Here is a 22,136-nt window from a genome sequence, read left to right on the forward strand (position 1 = left end):
ACGTCACACGCGCTCTGCCCACCGTGCGTGATGCACGGCTATCAAGCCGTCTGCGGCGTCGGGTCGGCCGCTTCCTGCGCGCGGCGCAGCCGCTCGCGGCTGTTCGACAGATGCATGCGCATCGCCGCGCGCGCCGATTCCGGATCGCGCCGCGCGATCGCATCGTAGATGTCTTCGTGTTCGCGATTCACGCGGTCGAGGTACGTCTCGGGGTCGTTATGCGCGAGCGCCGCCGAATTGACGCGCGTGCGCGGAATGATCGTATTGCCGAGCTGACTCAGGATGCTGTGGAAATAGCGGTTGCCCGTGGCCTTCGCGAGTTCGAGGTGAAACGCGACGTCGGCGGCCACTGCATTGCCGGTGCGCTGTGCGACATGTTGCTGGAACTCGTCGAGCGCGCGGCGCATTTCCTTCAGGTTCTCGTCGGTGCGGCGCTGTGCGGCAAGACCCGCCGCTTCGGCTTCGAGGCTGATGCGCAATTCGAGAATCGCCATCACGTCGAGCACCGTCAATTCACTCGCCGCGCCAAGAAAGCTCTGCTGCGCCTGCGGCTCGAGCACAAACGTGCCGATCCCGTGGCGCGTCTGCACGAGCCGCGCGGCCTGCAGGCGCGAAATCGCCTCACGCACGACGGTACGGCTGACGCCGAGCTGATTCATGATCTCCGACTCGGTCGGCATCTTGTCGCCGGGTCGCAGCGCACCGCCGCGGATGCGCTCCGACAGGTCGGCCACGACTTCCTCGGTCAGATTGCGGGAGCGGCGTAGCGAACGTGCTTCGGGAGCTTGAGCCATTGCGAAGGCCAATGTCTGGCGAGCGGTTTCGGGAGTCCCCATTATAGAGGCGGATACGCCCTTGTACGATGACTTCGATACCCCGCTATCGCGTTCCCTGTGACGCCCGCAGCTCTCGATAGCACGCGCTGAAGCGCCGCCAAGCCCGACGTCACACCATGCGTGGACCCCCTGGGGTTAGCCCGGATTGGTGCTTGCACCGGTCCCGCGCACACTGATGTACGACAACATATAACTGGTGACCGTTCGGAAGCGCCGCTCAATCGCTCGCGGCGGCGCGCATCGCGTGTTTCCGGCGTTGCCTCGCTTGACGGAGATGCGCTGTGCCCCTCGCCCCTCACGCTTCCAGTCCCGCGACGCTCGAACGCGCGGTCAGCAAGGCGAAACACCACCTGTTCCCGCTGCTGCTCGTGATGTTCATCGCGAACTACATCGATCGCGTGAACCTGGGTTTTGTCGCGTCGCATCTGAAGGTCGATCTCGGCATTGGCGCGGCCGCGTTCGGTCTGGGCAGCGGACTCTTCTTCGTTGGCTACGCGATCTTCGAAGTGCCGTCGAACATGCTGATGCAGAAGTTCGGCGCGCGCGCATGGCTCACGCGAATCATGTTCACATGGGGCTTTGTCGCCGCGGCGATGGCGTTTATTCAGGGGCCCGCGTCGTTCTATATGCTGCGCTTTCTGCTTGGTATTGCCGAAGCGGGTTTCTTCCCGGGCGTTGTCTACTACTTCACGCAGTGGTTTCCGCGCCGCCATCGCGGCGAAGCGGTCGCGGTGTTTCTCGCCGGCTCCGCGTTTGCGTCTGTGCTGTCGGGACCGATTACCGGCGCGTTGCTGTCGGTGCGCGGATTCGGCCTCGCGGGCTGGCAGTGGATGTTCCTGATCGAAGGGCTGTTCTCGGTCGCGTTGTGCGCGCTGTGCTGGTTCATGCTGAAGTCGCGGCCATCCGAGGCGACGTGGCTCACGCGCGATGAACAGCAGTCGCTCGAAGCGGCGATCGCAGCCGAGCAGGACGAGCGCGAAGCGGCCCGCGGCGGCAAGCTGCCGGTTGGCGCACTGCTGCGCGACCCGCAACTGATTCTGTTCTGCCTGCTCTACTTCGCGATCCAGCTGACCATCTACGCGGCAACGTTCTGGCTTCCGACCATCATCCGCAAGATGGGCAGCCTGAGCGACTTCCAGGTGGGCCTGCTGAACGCCATACCGTGGCTGCTTGCGATCGGCGGCATGTATGGTTTCGCGATACTGTCGCGGCGTTGGCGTCGTCAGCAGGCATGGCTTGCGACCGCGCTGATCGTCGCCGCGGTGGGGCTGTTCGCGTCGACCAAAGGCGGTCCGGTGTTCGCGTTCGTCGGCATCTGCTTCTCGGCGCTCGGGTTCAAGGCGGCCGCGTCGCTCTTCTGGCCGATTCCGCAAGATTATCTCGACGTGCGGATTGCGGCGGGCGTGATTGCGTTGATCAATTCGCTCGGCAATCTCGGTGGCTTTTTTGCGCCTGCCGCGTTCGGATATTTGCAGGAACACACCGGGTCGATTACCGGCGGGCTGTACGGGCTCGGCGTGACGTCGGTGCTCGCCGCGCTCGCGACCTTCCTCGCCCGCGATGTGCCGTCGAAGCGCACGCCGGGGCACGATGCGAATGGCGCACCGCGCTCGGTTGGCTGACCCGTCGGTGCCCTTTGCGACGCATCCGGTGCGCGCGGGAAGCCGTTCTATCGCGAACCGCGGCAACCACGGCAACGCGAGCTCGGGCACTTCAGGTATCAGACGCAACGCACCACGTTGAGTTGGCGCCCGCCCAAGGTCGAGAAGGAAAATCCGCACAGCAGAAGAGCTTCCACGTGAAACTGCCGCTGCGCGATATCGCCGACATCAAACCGGCTGGCACATCGGCGCCGCAGCTTCCGGTCTGCGATGATGCGCCTGCCACCCCACTCCACGAAGAAGCTCAGCCTGATGGCGGCGAAGAGTGCGCAGGCAACCAGGCTCGGCCATCTCGCCGCCTCAAGGACCTGCGACATTCCATCTCCCCTGCTGGACAAAACGCACCGCCCGTACTGCCCCCTTGCCACGCCACGGTCGGCCAATGACCCGGCCGCCAGGCTCATCGTGCGCGTCTCGCGGGACGCTTGCATATACGGATTTGAGTGGCTAACGGAATAGGTTCTCACTTCAAGCTGTTTTTCTCGGTAACCGGCGTGGCGCCTCGGTTTGACAGGACACGCTCAAGCAGGTGCGAACACCGCTTCGTCCATTGCCGGCTCTGAACCGTCCGCATGCTGGAGCCTATCTCAATGCAATACAGCGACTTTTCTACTGCCGAATTCTACGAGAATCCCTATCGTCTTTATGACGAGATGCGGCGCGCCGGACCGCTGGTCAAGCTCTCCCCCGGGCTCTTCGTGACCGGCCGCTACGCGGTGGCTGATCGCCTGGTGACAGATCCACGTTTCGGCAAGGGGGTTGAAGCAAGCGTGAGAGCCCGCTATGGCGACAGCGCCATAGACCAACCGGTCTTCCGGTTCGCGTACCAGATGCTGCTCAGCCTGAACCCGCCGAAGCACACCCGCTTGCGCAGCCTGCTGATGAAGTCGTTCAACGCACGCCAGATCGAGCGCTTTCGACAGGTGTCGCAGGACATCTCGAATCGTCTCGCCGACGCGGTGGAACAGAAAGGACAAGCCGACCTCGTTCGCGATTTCACCTTTCCGCTGCCCATCCAGATCATCTGCACCATCCTTGAGATTCCGCTCGAAGACGGCAAGTTGTTCAGGCAGGCGGCCGACGATCTGACCAAGGTGCTCGACGTCGGCAAGATGAACCCCGAACAGCTCGAGCAAGGCAATCGCTCTGCCCTCGAACTGGAACGTTACTTCTCAGCGTTGCTTGAGAAGCGCAGACGAAACACCGGCGACGATCTGCTCTCGCAAATGATCGCCGCCGAAGAAGCGGGCCAGCACCTCACCGACGAAGAGATCGTCGCGAACCTCATTCTGCTATTCGTGGCCGGTCATGAAACAACCACGAACATGATCGGCAATTCGCTGATCTCTCTTCATCGGTTTCCGGACCAGTTGCGGCTGGCGATCGCGAATCCGGACAGGCTGCCGAACGTCGTCAAGGAGTGCATGCGCTATGAAACCTCGGTCCAGTCGTTTATGCGTGTCGCGCTCGAAGACACGCAAGCCGAGGGCACGTCCATCTCGCGCGGCGACGTGGTATTCGTCTGGGCGGGGGCGGCGAATCGCGATCCGGAAATGTTCGACGATCCCGACACGTTAAAGGTTGACCGGTCATTCAAAGATATCAAAACGCTGTCGTTTGGCGGCGGTCCGCATTTTTGCCTGGGTGCCCGCCTTGCGACGATGCAGATCGAAGCCGCACTGAGCACGCTGTTCACCCGCATGCCCGATATGCGCATTGCCAACCTCAACGATCTTCACTGGCATCAGCGCGCGCAATTGCGCGGAGTCGAATCATTAATCGTAGACCGCTCCTGACGGTCGTCAGAGCACGGCCGATCGGGTTGCATCTGTTGCTGTACCGGCCAAAGCGTGGGGATATTCGATCGTCCGCTTGGCCGCGTGGCGAACCGTGGTTTAAGATTGCCGCTCCTAAAAATTGGAAACGGCTGGACCATGAACGGACCGGATCATGAATACGTCAACGAAATCGCCTACACCTACGGCTATTGCGATGAACTGAATCCGCTTCGCGCAAGGTTGCCGCTCGTCAATGCCGGCTTCGAATTTCCGCTGATACACAACGCCTGCGAGTTGGGGTTCGGTCAGGGCGTCAGCGTCAACATTCACGCCGCGGGTTCGCCGATTCAGTGGTATGGCGTCGATGCCGACCCGCGACACACCGGCTTTGCGCGTCAACTGGCCGATGACGCGCAAACGCGTCCTCAACTGTGGTCACAGCGTTTTTCCGAGTTCTGCCGGCGCGACGACCTGCCGGATTTCGAGTTCATCGGCCTGCATGGCGTCTGGAGCTGGATTTCCGATGACGACCGCGCGACAGTCGCCGATTTCGTTGCACGGAAACTGAAGACCGGCGGCGTGTTATACGTGAGCTACAACACGCAGCCCGGTTGGGCCGCGATGATGCCGGTGCGTGAATTGATGCATGGCCACTTCATCGCGAGCGGCAAGCGCGATGGCGGCGCGGAACCCGACGAGCGGGAGGCTGCCGGGCGCATCCAGGCGGCGATCGGCTTCGCGCAAAAAGTCATGGCGGCGCAGCCCGGCTACGCGGTGGTCAATCCTTCAGTCAGCGCGCGCGTGAACAGCCTGTCGGAAGAGAGCCCGAGCTATGTTGCGCACGAATACTTTGCGCGCAACTGGCATCCGACGTCGTTTCTTCAGGTTGCGGGCGCGCTGGAGCCGGCGGGGCTGACGTATCTCGGCTCGGCGGACTACCGCGATCATATCGACAGGATCAATCTGCAACCCGCGCAGCGCGAGTTGCTGGCCGGCATCGATGACGTGACTCTGCGCGAGGTCGCGCGGGATCTCTGTATGAATCGGTCATTCCGGCGCGACTATTGGGTCAAGCAGCCGCGCGCGCTCGATGCGCACGAACGGCGTGCCGCGCTGTGCGCCCATCGCGTGATGCTCGCGATGCCCGAACAAGCGGTTTCGTTGAAGGTGCGCGGCGCATTGGGTGAAGCGACCTTGCCCGAAGCGTTGTACCGGCCGGTTTTGCGCGCGCTGTCGGGGGGGCGTGTGACAACGCTGGGTGAGATCGAACACGGCGTGAGTGCGTTGGGGTTCACGCTTGAACAGGTTGTCGAGGCTGTCACGCTGTTGATTGGAGCTGGCCCTGTGCTCAATGCGCAGGACGATCAGCAGATACAGCAGGCGCTCGCATCCGCCAGCCGGCTCAATACGGCGATTTGCGAGCGCGCTTACGACACCCATGCGCTTCAGTTTCTGGTGAGTCCGGTGTCAGGCTCGGCAGTGTCGATTCCACGTGTCGCCCAACTGTTTTTGCTGGCCGCGAAACGCGGCTTCGCACGGCCTCAGCAGTGGGCGGAGTTCGCGCGCGCAGCGTTAGGCCGGACGGGTGCGCCGGAACGCACGGGGCACGCGCTGGTTCCATTGGCTTTTGCCGACCCTGATCTGGTGGACAGAGCCATTCGATTTGCCGATGTTTACCTGCCGGTATTGCGGATGCTCGGAATCGATGCGGGTTAAGGCGGCGCTCAGATGCAACCATCCAGCCCCGCCTTGAACACATCAACCGGCAATTGCTTGCCGATGAATACCATTTTCGTCTCCGGGACTTCGTCCGTGCCCCAAGGCTTGCCATGGTCGGTGCCGAAGATCATGTGTACGCCCTGAAATACGACGCGTCGGCTAACACCCGTAATATGCAACACGCCCTTGTATCGCAACATCGACGCGCCATAGATCGCAACGGTCGCACTGAAAAACGCTTCGAGCCTGTCGCGATCGAAAGGCCGGGTATTGCGATAGACGAACGATGACACGTCGTCGTCATGTTCGTGCGATACGTCGTCGAGAAAGTCCGGCTCGATCTCGACGATCGCATCCAGGTCGAAGCTTCGAATATCCAGTAATTGAGCAATATCGGTTTCACCGAAATGAGCCGACCTGATCGGTGCTCGCGGATTCATCTGGCGTAGACGGCGCATCAGTTGTTCCGTGCGCGCCTCGCCAGCGAGGTCCACCTTCGACACGAGAATACGATCCGCGAAACCGACCTGCTCCTGCGCCTCATGGTGCTCGTCCAGTTGCCCGGCGCCGTGATGGGCATCGACCACCGTGACGATCGCATCGAGCAGGTAGCGCTCGTGAATGACATCGTCGACAAAAAAGGTTTGCGCAACCGGCGCCGGGTCGGCAAGCCCGGTCGTTTCGATAATCACCCGGTCGAACTTCAGTTCGCCCGCGTCCCGCCGTTGCGCGAGTGTGGCCAGAATGCGGACGAGATCGCCGCGCACGGTGCAGCAGATGCATCCGTTATTCATCTCGATGATCTGCTCGTTGCCTTCCTGAACCAGCAGTTCATTGTCGATACCCGCTTCACCGAATTCGTTCTCGATCACGGCAATCCGGCCGCCATGCTGCTCCGTGAGAATGCGGTTGAGCAGCGTGGTTTTTCCGGCCCCCAGAAAACCCGTGAGAATCGTGGTTGGGATGAGCGACGGCTCGTCCAGATATGGCATGGCGTTCCCCTGCAAATAGAAGTCGTTCGAACTACCGCAATCAGGTCATCGGCATAGGCACGGTAGGTGTCACGTGAAAAATATCTCCCGCGTGAATGTTATAATATAACATTGTTACGACAGGTCAATCGAAGCATTGGGTCGGTTTGCGTGATCCATTGCCTGTCCAGCCGCCCATGCCGATCGGCGCGACACAGGTACAATCGCGGACGCAAAGCTTGGAAGCTGGTGTAAATCCAGCGCGGTCGCGCCACTGTGACCGGTTACGTCGTCGCGTTTGTCGTTGCTTCGTCGTCACCGGAAGTCAGACCTGGGCCTTTGCTTTCCTCTTCAATCTTCTTTTGGGGCGCGAAACCCCCGGGGACCTCACCATGACTGAACGCAGTCAGCAATGCGCTCGCCCCCGCTTCGCATCGCCGATACCGCATCCACTCCATCTGTCGCAGCACGCTCGCCGTGACTGTCGGGCAGCCCATTGGGCCCATTGGGCACGCGTGATGTAGCGACGGCCTGGCGGCCTCCCAAACACAAGTCCTTGTCCTGCCGGTCGAGTCGATTCGTATCGACTCGGGCGCATTCGCACGCGTTGCTGCTGTTCGAATGTAATGCGCGAACGCAATGCACAAACGGCGCGCGGGACAGAAGTCTCCATCAGACCCGCTATAACGACGAATGAATACCTCCGTTTCACTTCCACGTGCGGCACGACGCGACGCGCGGCGCCGCCGTCCACGCGGCGGCGCACTGGCTTGCGCATCGCTGATGTACACCTTGCCGGCACTGGCCGATACCGGCGCGACGCCCATTCAACCGGGCGCCACGGCCACGGCGACAGTCGACAGCACCTTGCCCGCGGTACACATTCAGGCGAGCGCGCGCGATGACACAACGGACACGCCGGACTTGAGCACACCGATCAGCGCGGGCAGCCGGCTCGGTCTGTCCAGCCTCGATACACCGGCCAGCGTCGAAGCGATCAGCAGCGGCCAGATCGAGGAACGGGGCGACAGGAGCGTGACGCAGGCCGTCACGCGCGCCACCGGATTCGCCAGCGACGCCGCGCCGGGCAACGGCGGCACATCCGTTTCGGTGCGCGGCTTCAGCGGCCCCGAATCGATCACGACACTGTACGACGGCGTGCGCATGTTCCCCGGCGCCGGAACGGTGACGTTTCCGTTCGACACATGGTCGGTCGAGCGCATCGAGGTACTGCGAGGCCCGGCGTCCGTGCTGTACGGCGAAGGTGGGATCGGCGGCGTGATCAACATCGTGCCGAAAGCACCGCAGCGCGACGATGCAACGACCATCCAGCTCGGCGCCGGTTCGCGTGGAGAAAAGCGCGTCGCGCTCGACACGACGGGTGCGCTCGGGCCAATGCTCTCGTATCGGTTTTACGTGAGTGATGACCGTTCTAACGGCTGGGTGCCGCGCGGCGACACCCATACCACCGCGCTCGGCGGCGCGCTGCGTCTGGACGTCAACCCGACGTTGTCGTTCACGCTCGACTACGACTACGGCCGGCAAAAGCCCGCGCGCTATTTCGGCGTGCCGGTTGAGAACGGACAGTTAAACCCCGCGTTGCGCTTTCAGAACTACAACGTCGGCGCTGCGGATATCGCCTATTACGACCAGTGGACGCGTCTGAACACGACGTGGCGCGCGACGCCGGGCATCACCGTGCACAACCAGCTCTACTATCTGCTCACCAACCGGCACTGGCACGACAGCGAGAGTTACTCGCTGTTGCCCGACGGCAATGTGCTACGCAGCGACTACATCGAAATCCTGCATCACGAGAAACAGATCGGCGACACGCTCGATGCGACCGTCGAAGGCAACCTGTGGGGTCATCAGAACCGCCTTGTCGTCGGTGCGGATTTCAACGAGATATCGTTCCTCGATACCAGCAATTCGCCGTTCGACGGGTCGTCGATCGTGCCCGCGTTCAACTTCGATCCGGGCGTGTTCATGAGCCCGGACCCCACAGTACCGGCATTTCGCACGACCACCCATCAGGTGTCGGTATTCGCCGAAGACCGCGTCGAACTGACCGACCGGCTCGCGTGGATCAGCGGGCTACGCTACGACCACATCGATTTTCATCGCGATACATTCGCGACCGCGACCACCGCCGCTTCGTCGTTCGACAAGACCTTTGCGCACACCGGTTGGCGCACCGGCCTGGTTTTCTCGCTGACGCCCGATCTGTCCGTCTACGCGCAGTACACGACGGGCACTGACGGCGTCAGTTCGCTGATCACGCTGTCGCAGTCGAGTAGCGCGTTCACCCTATCGACCGGACAGCAATGGGAAGCGGGCATCAAGCAGCAACTGCTGGGTGGCCGCGCATCGTGGACGCTCGCGTTCTATCAGATCGTCAAGCGCAATCTGCTCAGCGCCGATCCGCTGAATCCGGACCTCAGCGAACAGGTCGGCAAACAATCGTCGCGTGGCGTCGAGTGGTCGGGCGCGATGCGGTTGTGGGGAGGATGGTCAGTCGAGGCGAATGCCGCGCTATTGCGCGCGCGCTTCGATGACTTCGACGAGGAAGTGAACGGACAAAGTGTGTCGCGTGCGGGAAACGTGCCGTTCGACATTCCAGAGCAGACCGCGAACGTGTGGCTCGACTGGGCATTCGCGCCGGGCTGGAAAGCCGGCGTCGGCGTGCAATATGTCGGGCGGCGCTTCGGCGATAACGCGAATACGGTGCCCATCCCCTCCTACACGTTGTTCGACGCGTCCGCGTCGTGGCGGGCAACCCGCAACCTGACGCTGGCTCTGTATCTGCGCAACCTGACGAACCGGGTCTACGCGGTATCGACGCAGAACAACGGCACAGAGTGGTTGCTCGGCGCACCGCGTTCGGGCTGGGTGACGGCAACCGTCAATTTCTGAAGCTGGCGACTCAGGAGTGGCCCCGATGACGTCTTTGCATATCGATGAATTGAGCTGGTCGCCGCACAACGACAGCCGCCGCGCCGGTCGCGACGGGGACCTGCTGCGGCGCGTCGTACTGGAAGCGCGAACCGGCGAGTTCGTCGGCCTGATCGGACCGAATGGCAGCGGTAAAACCAGCCTGCTGCGCTGTGCTTTCCGCTATGCGAAGCCGCGGCTCGGCACGGTCACGCTCGACGCTCACGACGTCTGGGCGCACTCGGTGCGCTGGGCTGCGCAACGCATCGCCGTGCTGCTGCAGGACGCGTCGGATGATTTCGGTCTGACCGTCGCGCAGGTCGTCGCAATGGGCCGCACGCCGCACAAAGGTCTGCTCGATGGCGACACGGCCGATGACGCGGCTGTGATCGCACGCGCGCTGCGCGATGTTGAACTTGACGCATCGCGCGACCGGTTGTTCGCTTCGCTGTCCGGCGGCGAAAAGCAGCGCGCGCTGCTGGCGCGCGCGCTCGCCCAGCAGCCGCGCATTTTGATGCTCGATGAACCGACCAATCATCTTGACCCGCGTCATCAGATCGAATTGCTCGCGCTGGTGAAGCGCCAGCAGATCACGACCATCGCCACGATTCACGATCTGAACCTGGCCGCCGCGTTTTGTGACCGGATCTATGTAATCGCGGATGGAGAGATAGTCGCTTGCGGCACGCCTCGCGAGGTACTGACCGAAGACATGATGCGAACCGTCTATGGCGTCGACGCACTGGTCGACCGTCATCCGGTAACGGGACGCCCGCGCATCACGCTGGTCGCCGGTCACGGCCATGGAGGCACACCGCAATGATCGCTGAACTTGCTCGCGCGCTGATGGCGGTCGCTCTGGTGAGCGTCACCTGCAATGCGCACGCCGCGCATTATCCGGTTACCGTGCGCAGCTGCAACCGCGAGGTCACGTTTTCGCGCGCGCCGACACGAGCGGTCAGCAACGACGTGAACCTCACGGAAATGATGCTGCGTCTGGGATTGCGTTCGAGCATGGCGGGCTATACCGGCATCGGCGGCTGGAAAACCGCGCAGCCGTCCGTGCGCGCCGAACTGAACGGATTGCCCGAACTGGCGCTTCGCTATCCGTCGCTGGAAATGCTGGTGGCCTCCGGTGCGGATTTATATGTCGCAGGCTGGAATTACGGCATGCGGGTCGGTGGGCCCGTTACCCCTGCGACGTTGGCGCGCTTCGGTATCGCCGCCTATGAGTTGACCGAATCCTGCGCCCACGTGATGCCGCGTCCGCCGGCCTCGCTGGACGATGTCTATAGCGATCTGCGCAATCTCGGCGCGATCTTCGATGTCGAAGCACGTGCGCATGCGCTCATTGCCGCGATGCAGTCGCAGGTGGATGCCATTTCGCGAGCGCTCGGGCCAAAGATCGAACGCACCCGTGTATTCGTCTACGACAGCGGCGAAGACAAGCCGTTTACCGCTGCCGCGCTGGCGATGCCGACCGCACTGATCCGCGCGGCCGGTGGCAGGAACGTGATGGACGACGTCCGGCAAAGCTGGACGCAGGTGAGCTGGGAGAGCGTGATCGCACGCAATCCGCAGGCGATCGTGATCGTCGATTACGGCGCGGTGACCGCGGACCAGAAAATACGCTTCTTAACCGGCAACCCGGCCTTGGCGAATGTCGACGCGATACGGTTACGCCGTTTCATCGTCGTGCCCTACGATGCCGCGACGCCAGGTGTGCGCAATATCGATGCGATCGCAACGATCGCGCGCGGGTTACATCCGGCGCTGTTTGCGCCGGGCAATGCCCTACGCACCGAGGGTCCGTGATGGAAACGATCGGGACCTCCGCGTCGATCGCGCAAACGCGCCGCAAAACCTGCCTTCCTATTGCCCTTCTAACGTTACTGCTGCTTGTTTCAATCGTCGTGGCGACCGGACTAGGACCCGTATCGATCCGGCCTGCCGTGACAGCACGCATTGTGTTCGAGCACCTGTCGGGCGCTTCGGCTGTCGCCGGCGCGCAGGACAACATTGTCTGGCTGATCCGGCTGCCGCGCGTGCTGCTCGGTGCACTGGTGGGCGCTACGCTCGCGGTCGCCGGGATGGTGCTGCAGGCTGCGACCGGCAATCGTCTCGCCGATCCGCATCTGCTGGGTGTGAGCTCGGGCGCGAGTGTCGGCGCCGTTGCAGCGACCTTGTGGATCGGCGCCGCACTGGGACCGTTTACGCTGTCCGCGCTCGCCTTCGCCGGCGCACTCGCGGCGACGTCGCTTGTGATCGCGCTTGGCGCGCGCGGCCGCAGGCTCGATTCGCAACGGCTGCTGCTGTCGGGCATTGCGGTGTCGTTCGTCATGATGGCGTGCGCGAATCTGCTGCTCTACCTGGGCGACCAGCGCGCCGCGGCGTCGGTGCTGTTCTGGATGCTAGGCGGACTTGGCCTTGCGAGCTGGGACATGCTGGGCGTGCCGGGCTCGTTCGCGGCAGGTGGCCTGTTGCTGCTGGTCGGCAGGCGACGCGAACTCAATGCGTTGATGAGCGGCGATATCGTCGCCACGACACTCGGCGTGAATGTCGCACGGATCCGCGGCGAGTTGTTTGCCGTCAGTTCGCTACTCACGGCCGCGATGGTCGCGGTCAGCGGAACGATCGGCTTCGTCGGGCTCGTCGCACCGCATGTATGCCGACGCCTTGTCGGCGCGGATCACAACCGTTTGTTGCCGGCCTCCGCGCTGTTCGGTGCGATCATGCTCATCTGGGCCGACGTGGCGGCGCGCATGCTGGTCGCACCGGACGAATTGCCGATCGGCGTGATCACGGCACTTCTGGGTGGCGCGTTCTTTGTTGCGATCATGCAAGTGCGACGGTGAACACCGATGGCTAGCCGCCGATCACCGACCCGGTCGTCAAGCTTATCTGGGCGACGGGATGACTCGCTCGACGATCGCCGCCATATGCGCCCCGGCCGGGTCCGCGAGGTCGGTCAGGATCGTGAAGTGCCGCCGCTCCGGAATCGGCAGAAAGGCCACGCTCTCACCCCTTGCTTCACACGCGCTCGCATAGCTCCGCGATTGGCGAATCAATTCCGGAAGCTCAGCCATGCCAACGGACACCACGGTGGGCGCACCGCGATCGATCTGATGCAACGGGCTAAATCGCGAAATCTCCTGCTCCGTTAGCTGCAGCTTGTCGTTCAGCCATGACAGGGAGATCGGCTCCAGATCGAATAGCGCGCTCACGCATACGGTCAGCGTGATGCCTGGGTGATTGCGATAAAGCGCAGCAAGCTGCCCTCCCGCCGAATGACCGCAGACACAAACGGGACGGCCACCAAAACCTGCGTCGCTTGTATCCGACTGCAAAAACTTGAGCAGCAACCCGATTTCACTGACGATTTCGGTCATCGATGCTTCGGGAGCAAGCGTATATTCCGCCAGCACCACGTTGAATCCGCGCTCGAGCGGTCCGCGCGCGATAAACGCCAGATCGTCCTTTGCGTAGTTCTGCCAGTAACCGCCGTGGATGAAAACAAAAGTCGGCGCCGCTTCCTTGCCGCATGAAAGCCAGTCAAAACGTTGGCGCGGCCGGCCGCCGTAGGGAATGTCGCGCTTCACTTCCACGCTGCGATAGACGACTTCGCTCTGCGCCTTGAATCGACCCATGATCGCCTGATAGTCGGGCTCATCCCGAACATTGTTGTAGGCAACATCAAGCGCCGCACGATCCATTCCGCGATAGACGGGGTTCGTCATGTCTTCAACCTTTAATCGTTGTGAGCAAGGCTTGGGCATCACTCATCGATGAGATGTACGGTGTCCGTTTCGCTTTTAAAGCAACGGTGTCGAAGCCATCCTAACAGTGTCTTGCGCAGTCAGCAGCCAGAGAGGACCTCGAAAGGCGCCAGTCAGGTCTTGTTGTGGCCCAGGCGCCTGCCGGGCGTGGCATGCATGTCAGTAAGCGCTCCTTCAGGCAACCAGGCGATTGAGTGCTCAGCGCGAATGAGTTCTGGATTCGTTGCCCACAACATAATTATTCACTTTCGTTGTGCTACGCATCGAGCTCCGTTGCATTGAATTTAGCCGGCGTTGATCTATAACTGCTATCGAGGCAGCACGAGTCGCGTTACCAGAGACAACCCAATAAGATTGCTAACTTCATCCCGGAGGTCTGTTGATGACTGTATTCGCCTCGGCCACACAACCTCCGGTCGCCGTTATCGTGTCGGACCCACCCGCACAGCTTTTATTATTTTCAGGGATCGTCGTGGGTAACAACGATCCGCTTTTCATCGTAACCAGTTCCGCCATTCAACATGAAACGCTGGATTTGAATCTGAATTTCCCAACCGGGCGAATCATTGCCTCTACGTCCACCGTGGCCTTGGCAAGTATTGGGTCATCCGAAGGCGTCGCGTTCACTTTCGCCACCGATACCAGCACCATCGCGCAGGACCCGAATACGGGAAGCCTGTCACTCATCGCGGAGTTGTCACTGCAATCCGAGACCCCGACATGGGGAGGCTGGTATCCGTCGATGTGGATCAATCGGGTTTCATACAGCGCCCAGGTGCTGGTGGAAATTGAGCAACCGATCATTGCCGGAACCCTGCGCTGGAGCGAGCGCGACGTCGCGGCTGAAAGTTGGCCAGCGCTTTCGGTTTCCGCCAACTCGGTTAACTGGAGTCCGCCAGGCGGGTTCGGAGGCTTCACGCCCGGCCCCGTGGTGGCAACGGGCGTGGTTGAACCACCCGTACTTGCAAGCGGCGTGAACACAGCCACCTATTTGATTACCGGCGTTCCATTCGGGCAGCAAGTCACGGTATTGGTCACCGCGCTACCCAGTTTCAAGCTTCTCCATGGAAATACGCTTGGCTTCTATCGTTCCGGCAACACCGCGAATCCGCTGACATTGACGCCGACGCAATCCCAGCAGCAAAACGTCGACTTCGTTGCTTCAGTCTCGACCCTCAGCTGAGGCTTTTTTCAAGCCATGGACGTTAAGACGCATCACCGCGTCCCGGTACGAAAAAAATGAGTTTGACTACGACAACGCGTGATCTTCCGCCAGCGTATCGGCAGCGCGTTCGCCGATCACGACGCAAGGCGCCATCGTATTGCCGGTCGTGACATGCGGCAGCACTGACGCGTCCGCGATGCGCAGCTTGCCGATCCCGTACACCCGCAAGCGGGAGTCGACCACCGACATCGCATCGCGGCCCATTTTCGCGGTGCAGCTCTGGTGCGAATGGCTGACCGTTGCATTGCGGATGAACGTGTCGAACCCCGCATGGTCGAGCGGACCGGGTAGCCATTCACGCTTCGTGAACGGCCGCAGCGGCGCCGAATTGCCGACGTCGCGATTGAACTCGATGCAGCGCTTCAGCGTCTGCCGGTCCTGCGCCGCGGCGAGAAAATTCGCGTCGATCTCGACCGGGTCCGACGGCTGAACACCGGTCAGCCGAATTCGCCCGCGACTCGCGGGGCGCAGCACGGCAGTGGTCAGCGACCAGGCATGCACCGGCAAGCCGCGTTCGCCCGCAGCCTCCGGGCTCGCATAAGGCAGTTCGCAGAGAAACGACTGCAGATCCGGCCGGTCGAGCGTGCTGTCGCTCTTCCATAGCGCGGTTATTTCGGCGAGGTTGTTGCGGCCTTCGATGGGTTCCGACGCCTCCCACACGCAAGGCGCCATGAAGTGGTCCTGGAAATTGCGGCCCACGCCCGGCAGGTGCTGCACAAGCGGAATGCCGAAACGTTGCAGCTCGGCCGCGTCGCCGATGCCCGACTGCATCAGCAGTTTCGGCGTGTGGATCGCACCGAGCGACAGCACGGTTTCGCATGTCGCATGCGCACGCTGCAACGCGCCATGATGCTGATATTCGACGCCGCTCACCGCGCCGCCGTCGAATATCAGCCGCGTAACGAGCGCATCGGCTATGACGGTCAGGTTCGACCGGTCCCGATATGGATGCACGTACGCGCGATACACCGACACCCGTTTGCCGTCGCGCACGCATACGTTCGTCAGCGCGACGCCGCCGGCGCTTTCCATCATTGCGCCGTTCTGGTCGTCAAACACCGGCACCCCTGCCTGAGCGTAGGCATCAAGGCCGGCGAGCGCGATCGGATGCGGATCGGGCGCGGGCTGTACGAACAACGGACCGCCACTGCCGCGGCGTCGCGTATCTGGCGTGCCGTGCCAGTCCTCGCTGCGCTGGTAGAGGCTCAGCACCGCGGCATAGCTCCAGCCGGGGTCACCGAGTTCGGCCGCAAGGTCGTCCCAGTCGGCCTGATGGCCGCGCGACCACGCCATCACGTTGATACTCGAGCCGCCGCCCAACACCTTACCCATCGCCATCGGAATGCCGCGATCGTTCAGGTGCGGGTTCGGCGTCGCGCGAAACAGCCAGTTCTGTGGCGCCCGGCGCAGCGCCGGCCAGGACGTGGCGACCGCGATCTCGGGACAATCGTCGCTGCCGCCGGCTTCCAGCAGCAGGACCTTGACGTCCGGGTGCTCCGCAAGGCGACGCGCCACGACCGAGCCAGACGCACCCGCACCGCAAACGATGAAATCGAAACGCGCATCCGGCCCGGCAGCACCGGTCAGTCCGCGCATGGCACGCGAATCCGTCATCGCAACCTCATGTCGACGTTGGTTAAGCAAAGCGCGCGTTAAAGCGCAGCCATTTTTTCATGCAAAGCCCAGCGCACTCAAATTCCACGTCCCAACATCACGTATGACTCCGCTCAATTTCGACAGACTCGACGGCGCGCGCGACGATAAGTGGTCCAGCAACGGTTTGCTTTCTTTCATTCGTTCGGTCATCGCTGCCTCTTGTTGCAACGTCTGGTCGCAAACAGTTAAACACTTGCACGCGCGACACATTCCATCAGCGTCTCGTTTACGATCGCACGTTCGCGAGTTATTGGCTCGCATGTGCCTGGCTTCCGAGCAACGCTTCGCGCAAGCGGCTGCGCAACCACGGGCCGTCGCGCGGAGGGAGGCTGGTCGGTTCGGGATCCGTGCCGACCTTGATAGTCGCAAGCACAGGGCCTTGCGCCTTCAGGACTACGTCGACAAACCCTTCCAGCTCACGCTGCGTGTGAATTGTCGATGTGTTGTCGAACCCCGCCGCGCGCGCAATAGCGGTGATGTCCACGCCACGTCCGGCATGCGCGAGCTGCATGCCTGTCTCAGCGTAGTGTTCGTTGTCAATGACGACGATCGAGAGGTTCGACGGTTTGTCCACGCCGACCGTCGCGAGCGATCCGAGACCCATCATCATTTCGCCGTCGCCGACAAATACGACCACGCGCTTTTGAGGTTGTGCCAATGCGAGTCCAAGGCCTAAGGCCACAGCGCCGCCCATCGCTCCCCAAAGGTAGAAATTTTGCGGCGTATCGCCTGCGGCGGCCACATCAAACGTGGGATTACCAAGGCTGGTTACAACAAGAACGTGCTGCTGCCGATCGCGGAGGATCCGCTTCACCGCCAGCCGACGGTTCAAGGGCTTCGTCTGCTGTGTCATGTCTGTACTCACTTTTTGAAGTTCTTGGTTCCGATCACACGCTGGCCAATCAGTACTGCCACCATGCGGGACGTGTTGAAGCCGAAGTTCAACGCGGCTCGCACCGTCTCAGCGATGTCATCGGCATGGTCAGCGCGGTAGACGTATACGCCCGCCGATTCGAGCGCGTTCTGCGTGGATTTGCCCATCGCAACCTGCCACGGGTTGAACTCGCCCCACTCGCCACGCATCGTTACCAGCATCACGATGGGCATACGGCATTCATGCTGCAACGACAGCATGTTGATGCAGTTGCCGACGCCACTCGACTGCAGGAGCAGCACACCGCGCTGGCCGCCAAGCCACGCGCCGCCCATCATCGCGACGCCTTCCTCCTCGGTCGTCAACGAAACCGCGTGAATCTCAGCATCATCCTCACAGAGTTCGATCAGGCGTTTGTGGCCCGCATCGGGCACATACGCCACTTGCCGCACATCGGCGGCCTTAAAATGCTAAAAGATGTTTTCCGGCCATGTAACGGACATGATGAAAAAAACCAAGGTAGTTGAAAGAAGCACGCGTCGCTTTTATGGCGTGCCGACTGCGCCGCCATGAGTAACAGCATGCTCTGACGGCCTTGTTCACTCAATTGCTGATTGCTGAACACGGAATTAACCTTAGGTTAACGAAGTGATGTACACGAATCCGCTGTTATTCCATGGTCCGTTATTTATTTGTCACTCGTCCGGCAACGCCGGTTGAGCGACTAGCGCCGCGAGCGAACGCCTGATCATCGCGGGAACCTTCGACCGCGTTGGATCAATTCGACACTGCCGTATCAAGGGATAAGCACGATTTTTCCGGACCCGTGCACCGCCCCTTCAATGATCTGATGCGCCCGACGCGCGTCGGCGAGCGACAGAACTTCGCCTGACTCTGCGGTGCGTTTTCCGTGCCATTCCGACCAGGCCATCCGTGCCGGCCCTGCCATCGGACGCGTCCGTTGCAAACGTTAGTGACGCGAGGTCGCCATCAAAGACTTCGGCCCGGCCTTCCGGGCGAAGCTAAGAGTGCGTGCATGATGACTACGTCAAACCGACCTTGCAGTTCAACGAACGAGTGGGCGTCACCGCTCAGGAAATTGACGCGATCCGCGACGCCCCACGAAGCAGATTTGTATTTTCATCGACGTTGCCAGATACGCACGAATCACCAGGGTCGTCCTCGCAGGCTGTGCCCGTCTGATACGCAAACATACCCGTCTTTAACTTGTACGTGGAATCGTCGTGCCCGGACTCTGGGTCCGAAGATTCGGAACGATCCAGCAAGGGAAAGCCTCGATTCCGGCCGGAGTTGGGCTGCAAGCGGGTTCACTGCAGCACATCCTGCCCGGCTGGATCGCGGCCGACGCACGCTTTTCGACATTGATACCCAACCCCACCGGACTGCTGCCGGCAGTGCGCTCACTCGTGGACGTGCTTGCTGTGGAACTACCCGAAGCACTCGAATTCGCCCCAGATGAGGGACAGGGTTTTGAGGTCAAATGAGAAGCATCGTTTATCCATCAAGCGGGCTGTCATGCCGTAGCGTGATGACGGTATCTGCCTAAGTTATTCGACTCGCGCTCTGTCGGCTTCTAATAGGGAGTCGACAGCGTGATTGGCGCGCACCGGGCACGAAGTCGCGATACGTGAGTGACATGGCACGCGAGCTGCCTACAAAGTCGATCATCGAGGCCTCTTTCATGGCGCTCTCCTGCGCGAGAGACCGGCCTGTTCGTAATAGAGCGGGCGCTCACGCCTGCACGTTGTCACGCGCCGCATCGAATTGCGCGGCAAGCCGTTTGATCTTTTCGACGATCGCCTCGTCATTGAACGCGGACGCGGGCTTGAGCAGCGAGAAAACTTCGAGCAGCAAGCGGTGGATGTCCTCGTCGAGAAACGCCGCGCGCTGAAGCGCGGTCTGGAAACCGAGCGCCTCCTGCAGATTGTCGGGCCGCTCGCCCCGCGCGTCCGGATACGCGAGATCGGGCATGGCGGATAGCGCCCAGATGTTGTCGAGCATCGGGCCCCCTACCGCCATGAACGCTTCGAACAGGCCCATGAGCGGGTCAGCGTGGCCTCCACGGCTCGCCAATAACTCGCGCAGCATGACCGCCTCCTTCGCCCCGGCCGTCATGCCCTGTCCATATACGGGATTGAACCGACAGATCGAGTCCGCGAATGGCACGAGGCCGCGCGGCCAGTTCACACAACGCTCAAAGTGCCGCCGACGGCTTTCCGGAAACATGAACCGGTCGACCTTGCCGTGCGGTTTTGCGTGAAGCAGTGTGTCGTGTAACGAGTCCGTGCCGAGTGTGCCCATGAATTCGACGAAGTCTGGCCAATCGTCGGGCGGGGCGTCGTCGCCACGCCCGCTGAGCCCGGCGAATACGTAGTCGTCTTCGCGCGCGAGGATGATGCCCGTGCGGCTGCTTTCCGGCGCGTTCGGGAACGTGACCATCGTCTGGTAGCGCGGCTCCTTGCCCTTCGGAAACGTGACGAGCACCGACGCATAGTGCAAATCCACGCCAATCGTCGTTTCGTCCGGCGCGGCGCGGCCGGCCGCGCGCATCAGACCAAGCGTCGGTTCGCCACGACCCGACGCGTCGATGACGAGTTCGGCTTCGTGCGTTTCGTGCACGCCTTCACGCGTTTCGCAACGCACGGCTCGCACCGCGCTGCCGTCGGCCGTCGCGACGATTTCGGTGACACGGCGACCATCGAGAATCGCAATGTCCTTTTGCTGTTCGACGCGCTTGCGCACCACGGACTCGATCAGCGGACGCGAGCACTTGATCAGCGGAATGCCCAGCGCGCGCTCCGGCAATGGACCCTGCCCCGGAAAGTTGCAGCTGATCGACATGCCGAAGTCCGACTCTTTTGCGCCCGCCGCATGTAGATCGCCGGAGAAGCCGTCGAACAGCTGATTCAGTGCGGCGAGGCCGCCCGGCAACAGCACATGCGGGAGCCTGCCTTGCGGTACGCCCGGGCGCGCTTGCACGCGGGTCGGCAGGACATCCCGTTCGAGCACCACAATCTTTTCGAATTTGCCGACGAGCGCGTGCGCGGCTGTCAAACCACCCATGCCCGCGCCGATCACGACCGCATGCTTGCCAATAGACATAGCCCTTCTCCCGAAAGTTGGCAGAGTTACACTGAAATGGCGCGCGAAGATCGCGCCTCAAAGAACAGACGGTTCAAAGGCAATCCGCCATTCATCGCCACCACGCGGTCAGCACTCACATCAGCGCGTTCTCGTCAATTGCCAAAACGCTAAAGACCCAAACATCCGGACCGGAAAACAAGGCTCTATACCATTTCGGGCATTCGACCCGGTAGGTCTTCTTGAATCGCCGTCTCGATCAATATCGTCAGCAGGTCCGTTAGCTCAATGCCCGCCGCCTTCCAGATTCTTGGGTATTGCGACATGGGTGTAAAACCGGGCATGGTATTGACTTCGTTGACGACTGGAACCACGCGCCCCTGGTGTGGCTGGAGAAAGAAGTCGACCCTGAGTATTCCTTTGCACCCCAGTATGCGAAATACGTCCAGCGCAACTTTATGCAACTGAGCCACGATTTCAGCATCGAGATCGGCGGGAACTCTCAACTCAACTGATGCGTCAGTATATTTTGCGTCATAGTCAAAGAATTCCGTCGAATGGGGCAAGACAACCTCAAGTGGGGGCCCTGCCTCCACGGTGCCATCTGGACGTTGCAGCACGCCCACTTCGACTTCCCGACCGGACACGCCGCGCTCGACCAAAACCTTACTATCGCTGCGCCGCGCAAGTTCGATCGCCGAAGCGAGGTCGCTCCAGCGACTCACCCTGGTCACTCCAATGCTCGAGCCGCTCCGCGCGGGCTTCACAAATACCGGCAAGCCAAGGCGATCCTTTGTTGCCTCGTCGATCGTGACGTCGTTCCCGTCGAGCACAACTCCGTCCGCGACATTCAGGCCCTCTGCAACGAGCAGGCGCTTGGTCTGCTGCTTGTCCATCCCCGCTGCGCTCGCGAAGATGCCATTGCCGACATAAGGCACCCCAATCAGGTCCAGCAATGCCTGAATCGTGCCATCCTCACCGTACCCCCCGTGCATGACAGGAAAGACCACATCAGTGTCCTCCAGGGCCGCCGCCGCAGCGGCGACGTTTGTCCCGTTTCGATGCTTTGGCTCAAGCAACTCGTCGCGCGTAAGATGCAGTAATTTCTCGACATCCATTGCGTGATAAGACCCGGCTTGGTCGGCTGCGATCCATGCACCGGTGCGTGTGACTCGAATCGGTTTCACTGTAAAGCGGTCGCGATCCAATGTACGCAATACGTTGGCTGCCGACTGGCATGAGACTTCATATTCGTGGCTTGGGCCACCGAACACGACAGCAACACGAGGTCTTATATTGGCCTTGGTAAACATTGATACCTTCCAGACTCTGGTTGTTCAGGATTAGGTTGTCATGGAGACGCGCTACGGTCGCCCCGAATGAATATCGGCTCTCGTCAGAGTCCGGAAGGTTCTTCACGGCGCTCCGGCGACGCAGGGTGCGTCTTCGTCACAGAGCCGACCGAACGAACGCTGACAATATCGTGGTATCGCTGAACGGACAGATCGTTCGACTGGATCGCCGGTTGCCTGCCCGAGATCAGATCCGCCAGCAACTGGCCGGAGCCGCACGACATCGTCCAGCCGAGCGTGCCGTGCCCGGTG

18 protein-coding genes, 1 pseudogene and 1 riboswitch are annotated in these 22,136 nt (G+C 61.6%); of the genes and pseudogenes, 9 read left to right on the forward strand and 10 right to left on the reverse strand.

The annotated features are described in order from the left end of the window. Window positions 1–41 precede the first annotated feature (41 nt). Complete coding sequence (locus HV796_RS29920) at window positions 42–794, reverse strand: FadR/GntR family transcriptional regulator (protein ID WP_175230885.1); 753 nt, start codon at window positions 792–794, stop codon at window positions 42–44. Between the two features lie 413 nt (window positions 795–1,207). On the opposite strand from HV796_RS29920, the gene HV796_RS29925 reads away from it, so the two are divergent. Further along, a complete protein-coding gene (locus tag HV796_RS29925; protein ID WP_175230929.1) occupies window positions 1,208–2,458 on the forward strand; it encodes an MFS transporter in 1,251 nt (416 codons plus the stop codon). A 98-nt stretch (window positions 2,459–2,556) separates the two neighbouring features. Here the strand turns inward: HV796_RS29925 and HV796_RS29930 are convergent, their stop codons facing one another. Next, window positions 2,557–2,814: a hypothetical protein gene (locus tag HV796_RS29930; protein WP_175230888.1), complete on the reverse strand. Its 258-nt coding sequence runs from the start codon at window positions 2,812–2,814 to the stop codon at window positions 2,557–2,559. Between the two features lie 273 nt (window positions 2,815–3,087). Here HV796_RS29930 and HV796_RS29935 point away from each other — a divergent pair, with 273 nt between their 5' ends. Both HV796_RS29935 and HV796_RS29940 read left to right on the forward strand, forming a co-directional pair. Next, window positions 3,088–4,293, forward strand: a complete 1,206-nt coding sequence (locus HV796_RS29935; RefSeq protein WP_175230890.1) for a cytochrome P450 — start codon at window positions 3,088–3,090, stop codon at window positions 4,291–4,293. A 138-nt stretch (window positions 4,294–4,431) separates the two neighbouring features. After that, window positions 4,432–5,991 carry a class I SAM-dependent methyltransferase gene (locus HV796_RS29940; protein WP_175230893.1) on the forward strand — a complete coding sequence of 520 codons (1,560 nt, stop codon included), beginning with the start codon at window positions 4,432–4,434 and terminating at the stop codon, window positions 5,989–5,991. Window positions 5,992–5,999: 8 nt separating this feature from the next. On the opposite strand, the gene HV796_RS29945 is transcribed toward HV796_RS29940, so the two are convergent. Next, window positions 6,000–6,986, reverse strand: coding sequence for a CobW family GTP-binding protein (locus HV796_RS29945; protein WP_175230896.1), 987 nt, complete (start codon window positions 6,984–6,986; stop codon window positions 6,000–6,002). 178 nt (window positions 6,987–7,164) lie between these two features. After that, window positions 7,165–7,320: riboswitch (cobalamin riboswitch) on the forward strand. A 338-nt stretch (window positions 7,321–7,658) separates the two neighbouring features. Here HV796_RS29945 and HV796_RS29950 point away from each other — a divergent pair. Genes HV796_RS29950 through HV796_RS29965 form a run of 4 tightly spaced genes read left to right on the forward strand, consistent with a single transcriptional unit; the run spans window position 7,659 to window position 12,754 of the window. Beyond that, window positions 7,659–9,881, forward strand: a complete 2,223-nt coding sequence (locus HV796_RS29950) for a TonB-dependent receptor (protein WP_175230898.1) — start codon at window positions 7,659–7,661, stop codon at window positions 9,879–9,881. Window positions 9,882–9,906: 25 nt separating this feature from the next. Beyond that, the gene (locus tag HV796_RS29955; protein ID WP_175230901.1) at window positions 9,907–10,722 is read left to right on the forward strand and encodes an ABC transporter ATP-binding protein; all 816 of its coding nucleotides are present in this window, start codon (window positions 9,907–9,909) and stop codon (window positions 10,720–10,722) included. Next, window positions 10,719–11,714: an ABC transporter substrate-binding protein gene (locus HV796_RS29960; RefSeq protein WP_175230905.1), complete on the forward strand. Its 996-nt coding sequence runs from the start codon at window positions 10,719–10,721 to the stop codon at window positions 11,712–11,714. The genes HV796_RS29955 and HV796_RS29960 overlap by 4 nt, the downstream gene beginning before the upstream one ends. Continuing rightward, window positions 11,714–12,754: a FecCD family ABC transporter permease gene (locus HV796_RS29965; RefSeq protein WP_175230908.1), complete on the forward strand. Its 1,041-nt coding sequence runs from the start codon at window positions 11,714–11,716 to the stop codon at window positions 12,752–12,754. The genes HV796_RS29960 and HV796_RS29965 overlap by 1 nt, the downstream gene beginning before the upstream one ends. Window positions 12,755–12,796: 42 nt before the next feature. On the opposite strand, the gene HV796_RS29970 is transcribed toward HV796_RS29965, so the two are convergent. Beyond that, on the reverse strand, window positions 12,797–13,636 hold the full coding sequence (locus HV796_RS29970) for an alpha/beta hydrolase (protein ID WP_175230911.1): 840 nt from the start codon (window positions 13,634–13,636) through the stop codon (window positions 12,797–12,799). Window positions 13,637–14,057: 421 nt separating this feature from the next. Here HV796_RS29970 and HV796_RS29975 point away from each other — a divergent pair, with 421 nt between their 5' ends. Then, window positions 14,058–14,858: a hypothetical protein gene (locus HV796_RS29975; protein WP_175230914.1), complete on the forward strand. Its 801-nt coding sequence runs from the start codon at window positions 14,058–14,060 to the stop codon at window positions 14,856–14,858. A gap of 66 nt (window positions 14,859–14,924) precedes the next feature. On the opposite strand, the gene HV796_RS29980 is transcribed toward HV796_RS29975, so the two are convergent. From HV796_RS29980 to HV796_RS29990, 3 genes are all read right to left on the reverse strand, one after another. Beyond that, window positions 14,925–16,514: a GMC family oxidoreductase gene (locus HV796_RS29980; RefSeq protein WP_217478035.1), complete on the reverse strand. Its 1,590-nt coding sequence runs from the start codon at window positions 16,512–16,514 to the stop codon at window positions 14,925–14,927. A 289-nt stretch (window positions 16,515–16,803) separates the two neighbouring features. Further along, window positions 16,804–17,409: a thiamine pyrophosphate-dependent enzyme gene (locus tag HV796_RS29985; protein ID WP_175230917.1), complete on the reverse strand. Its 606-nt coding sequence runs from the start codon at window positions 17,407–17,409 to the stop codon at window positions 16,804–16,806. Between the two features lie 8 nt (window positions 17,410–17,417). Beyond that, the gene (locus tag HV796_RS29990; protein WP_246356113.1) at window positions 17,418–17,882 is read right to left on the reverse strand and encodes a thiamine pyrophosphate-binding protein; all 465 of its coding nucleotides are present in this window, start codon (window positions 17,880–17,882) and stop codon (window positions 17,418–17,420) included. A 792-nt stretch (window positions 17,883–18,674) separates the two neighbouring features. On the opposite strand from HV796_RS29990, the gene HV796_RS29995 reads away from it, so the two are divergent. After that, window positions 18,675–18,935, forward strand: coding sequence for a hypothetical protein (locus tag HV796_RS29995; RefSeq protein WP_246356114.1), 261 nt, complete (start codon window positions 18,675–18,677; stop codon window positions 18,933–18,935). A gap of 247 nt (window positions 18,936–19,182) precedes the next feature. Here the strand turns inward: HV796_RS29995 and HV796_RS30000 are convergent, their stop codons facing one another. From HV796_RS30000 to HV796_RS44295, 3 genes and pseudogenes are all read right to left on the reverse strand, one after another. Continuing rightward, window positions 19,183–20,553, reverse strand: coding sequence for an FAD-dependent oxidoreductase (locus tag HV796_RS30000; protein ID WP_175230920.1), 1,371 nt, complete (start codon window positions 20,551–20,553; stop codon window positions 19,183–19,185). Between the two features lie 185 nt (window positions 20,554–20,738). After that, window positions 20,739–21,845: a D-alanine--D-alanine ligase family protein gene (locus tag HV796_RS30005; RefSeq protein ID WP_175230923.1), complete on the reverse strand. Its 1,107-nt coding sequence runs from the start codon at window positions 21,843–21,845 to the stop codon at window positions 20,739–20,741. Window positions 21,846–21,928: 83 nt separating this feature from the next. Continuing rightward, window positions 21,929–22,136: pseudogene (locus HV796_RS44295) on the reverse strand (hypothetical protein); the annotation flags it as partial.

Origin of the sequence: Paraburkholderia humisilvae, assembly GCF_902859855.1 — a bacterium.
Taxonomy (GTDB): Bacteria; Pseudomonadota; Gammaproteobacteria; order Burkholderiales; family Burkholderiaceae; genus Paraburkholderia; species Paraburkholderia humisilvae.

Bases quoted from the DNA above. Each gene is read 5' to 3' on its own strand.
- HV796_RS29985 (WP_175230917.1), bottom strand. From the start codon at position 17,409: ATGACACAGCAGACGAAGCCCTTGAACCGTCGGCTGGCGGTGAAGCGG.
- HV796_RS30005 (WP_175230923.1), bottom strand. From the start codon at position 21,845: ATGTTTACCAAGGCCAATATAAGACCTCGTGTTGCTGTCGTGTTCGGT.
- HV796_RS29955 (WP_175230901.1), top strand. From the start codon at position 9,907: ATGACGTCTTTGCATATCGATGAATTGAGCTGGTCGCCGCACAACGAC.
- HV796_RS29925 (WP_175230929.1), top strand. From the start codon at position 1,208: ATGTTCATCGCGAACTACATCGATCGCGTGAACCTGGGTTTTGTCGCG.
- HV796_RS29970 (WP_175230911.1), bottom strand. From the start codon at position 13,636: ATGACGAACCCCGTCTATCGCGGAATGGATCGTGCGGCGCTTGATGTT.
- HV796_RS29930 (WP_175230888.1), bottom strand. From the start codon at position 2,814: ATGTCGCAGGTCCTTGAGGCGGCGAGATGGCCGAGCCTGGTTGCCTGC.
- HV796_RS29980 (WP_217478035.1), bottom strand. From the start codon at position 16,514: ATGACGGATTCGCGTGCCATGCGCGGACTGACCGGTGCTGCCGGGCCG.
- HV796_RS29945 (WP_175230896.1), bottom strand. From the start codon at position 6,986: ATGCCATATCTGGACGAGCCGTCGCTCATCCCAACCACGATTCTCACG.
- HV796_RS29965 (WP_175230908.1), top strand. From the start codon at position 11,714: ATGGAAACGATCGGGACCTCCGCGTCGATCGCGCAAACGCGCCGCAAA.
- HV796_RS29940 (WP_175230893.1), top strand. From the start codon at position 4,432: ATGAACGGACCGGATCATGAATACGTCAACGAAATCGCCTACACCTAC.
- HV796_RS29920 (WP_175230885.1), bottom strand. From the start codon at position 794: ATGGCTCAAGCTCCCGAAGCACGTTCGCTACGCCGCTCCCGCAATCTG.
- HV796_RS29960 (WP_175230905.1), top strand. From the start codon at position 10,719: ATGATCGCTGAACTTGCTCGCGCGCTGATGGCGGTCGCTCTGGTGAGC.
- HV796_RS29950 (WP_175230898.1), top strand. From the start codon at position 7,659: ATGAATACCTCCGTTTCACTTCCACGTGCGGCACGACGCGACGCGCGG.
- HV796_RS29975 (WP_175230914.1), top strand. From the start codon at position 14,058: ATGACTGTATTCGCCTCGGCCACACAACCTCCGGTCGCCGTTATCGTG.
- HV796_RS29935 (WP_175230890.1), top strand. From the start codon at position 3,088: ATGCAATACAGCGACTTTTCTACTGCCGAATTCTACGAGAATCCCTAT.
- HV796_RS30000 (WP_175230920.1), bottom strand. From the start codon at position 20,553: ATGTCTATTGGCAAGCATGCGGTCGTGATCGGCGCGGGCATGGGTGGT.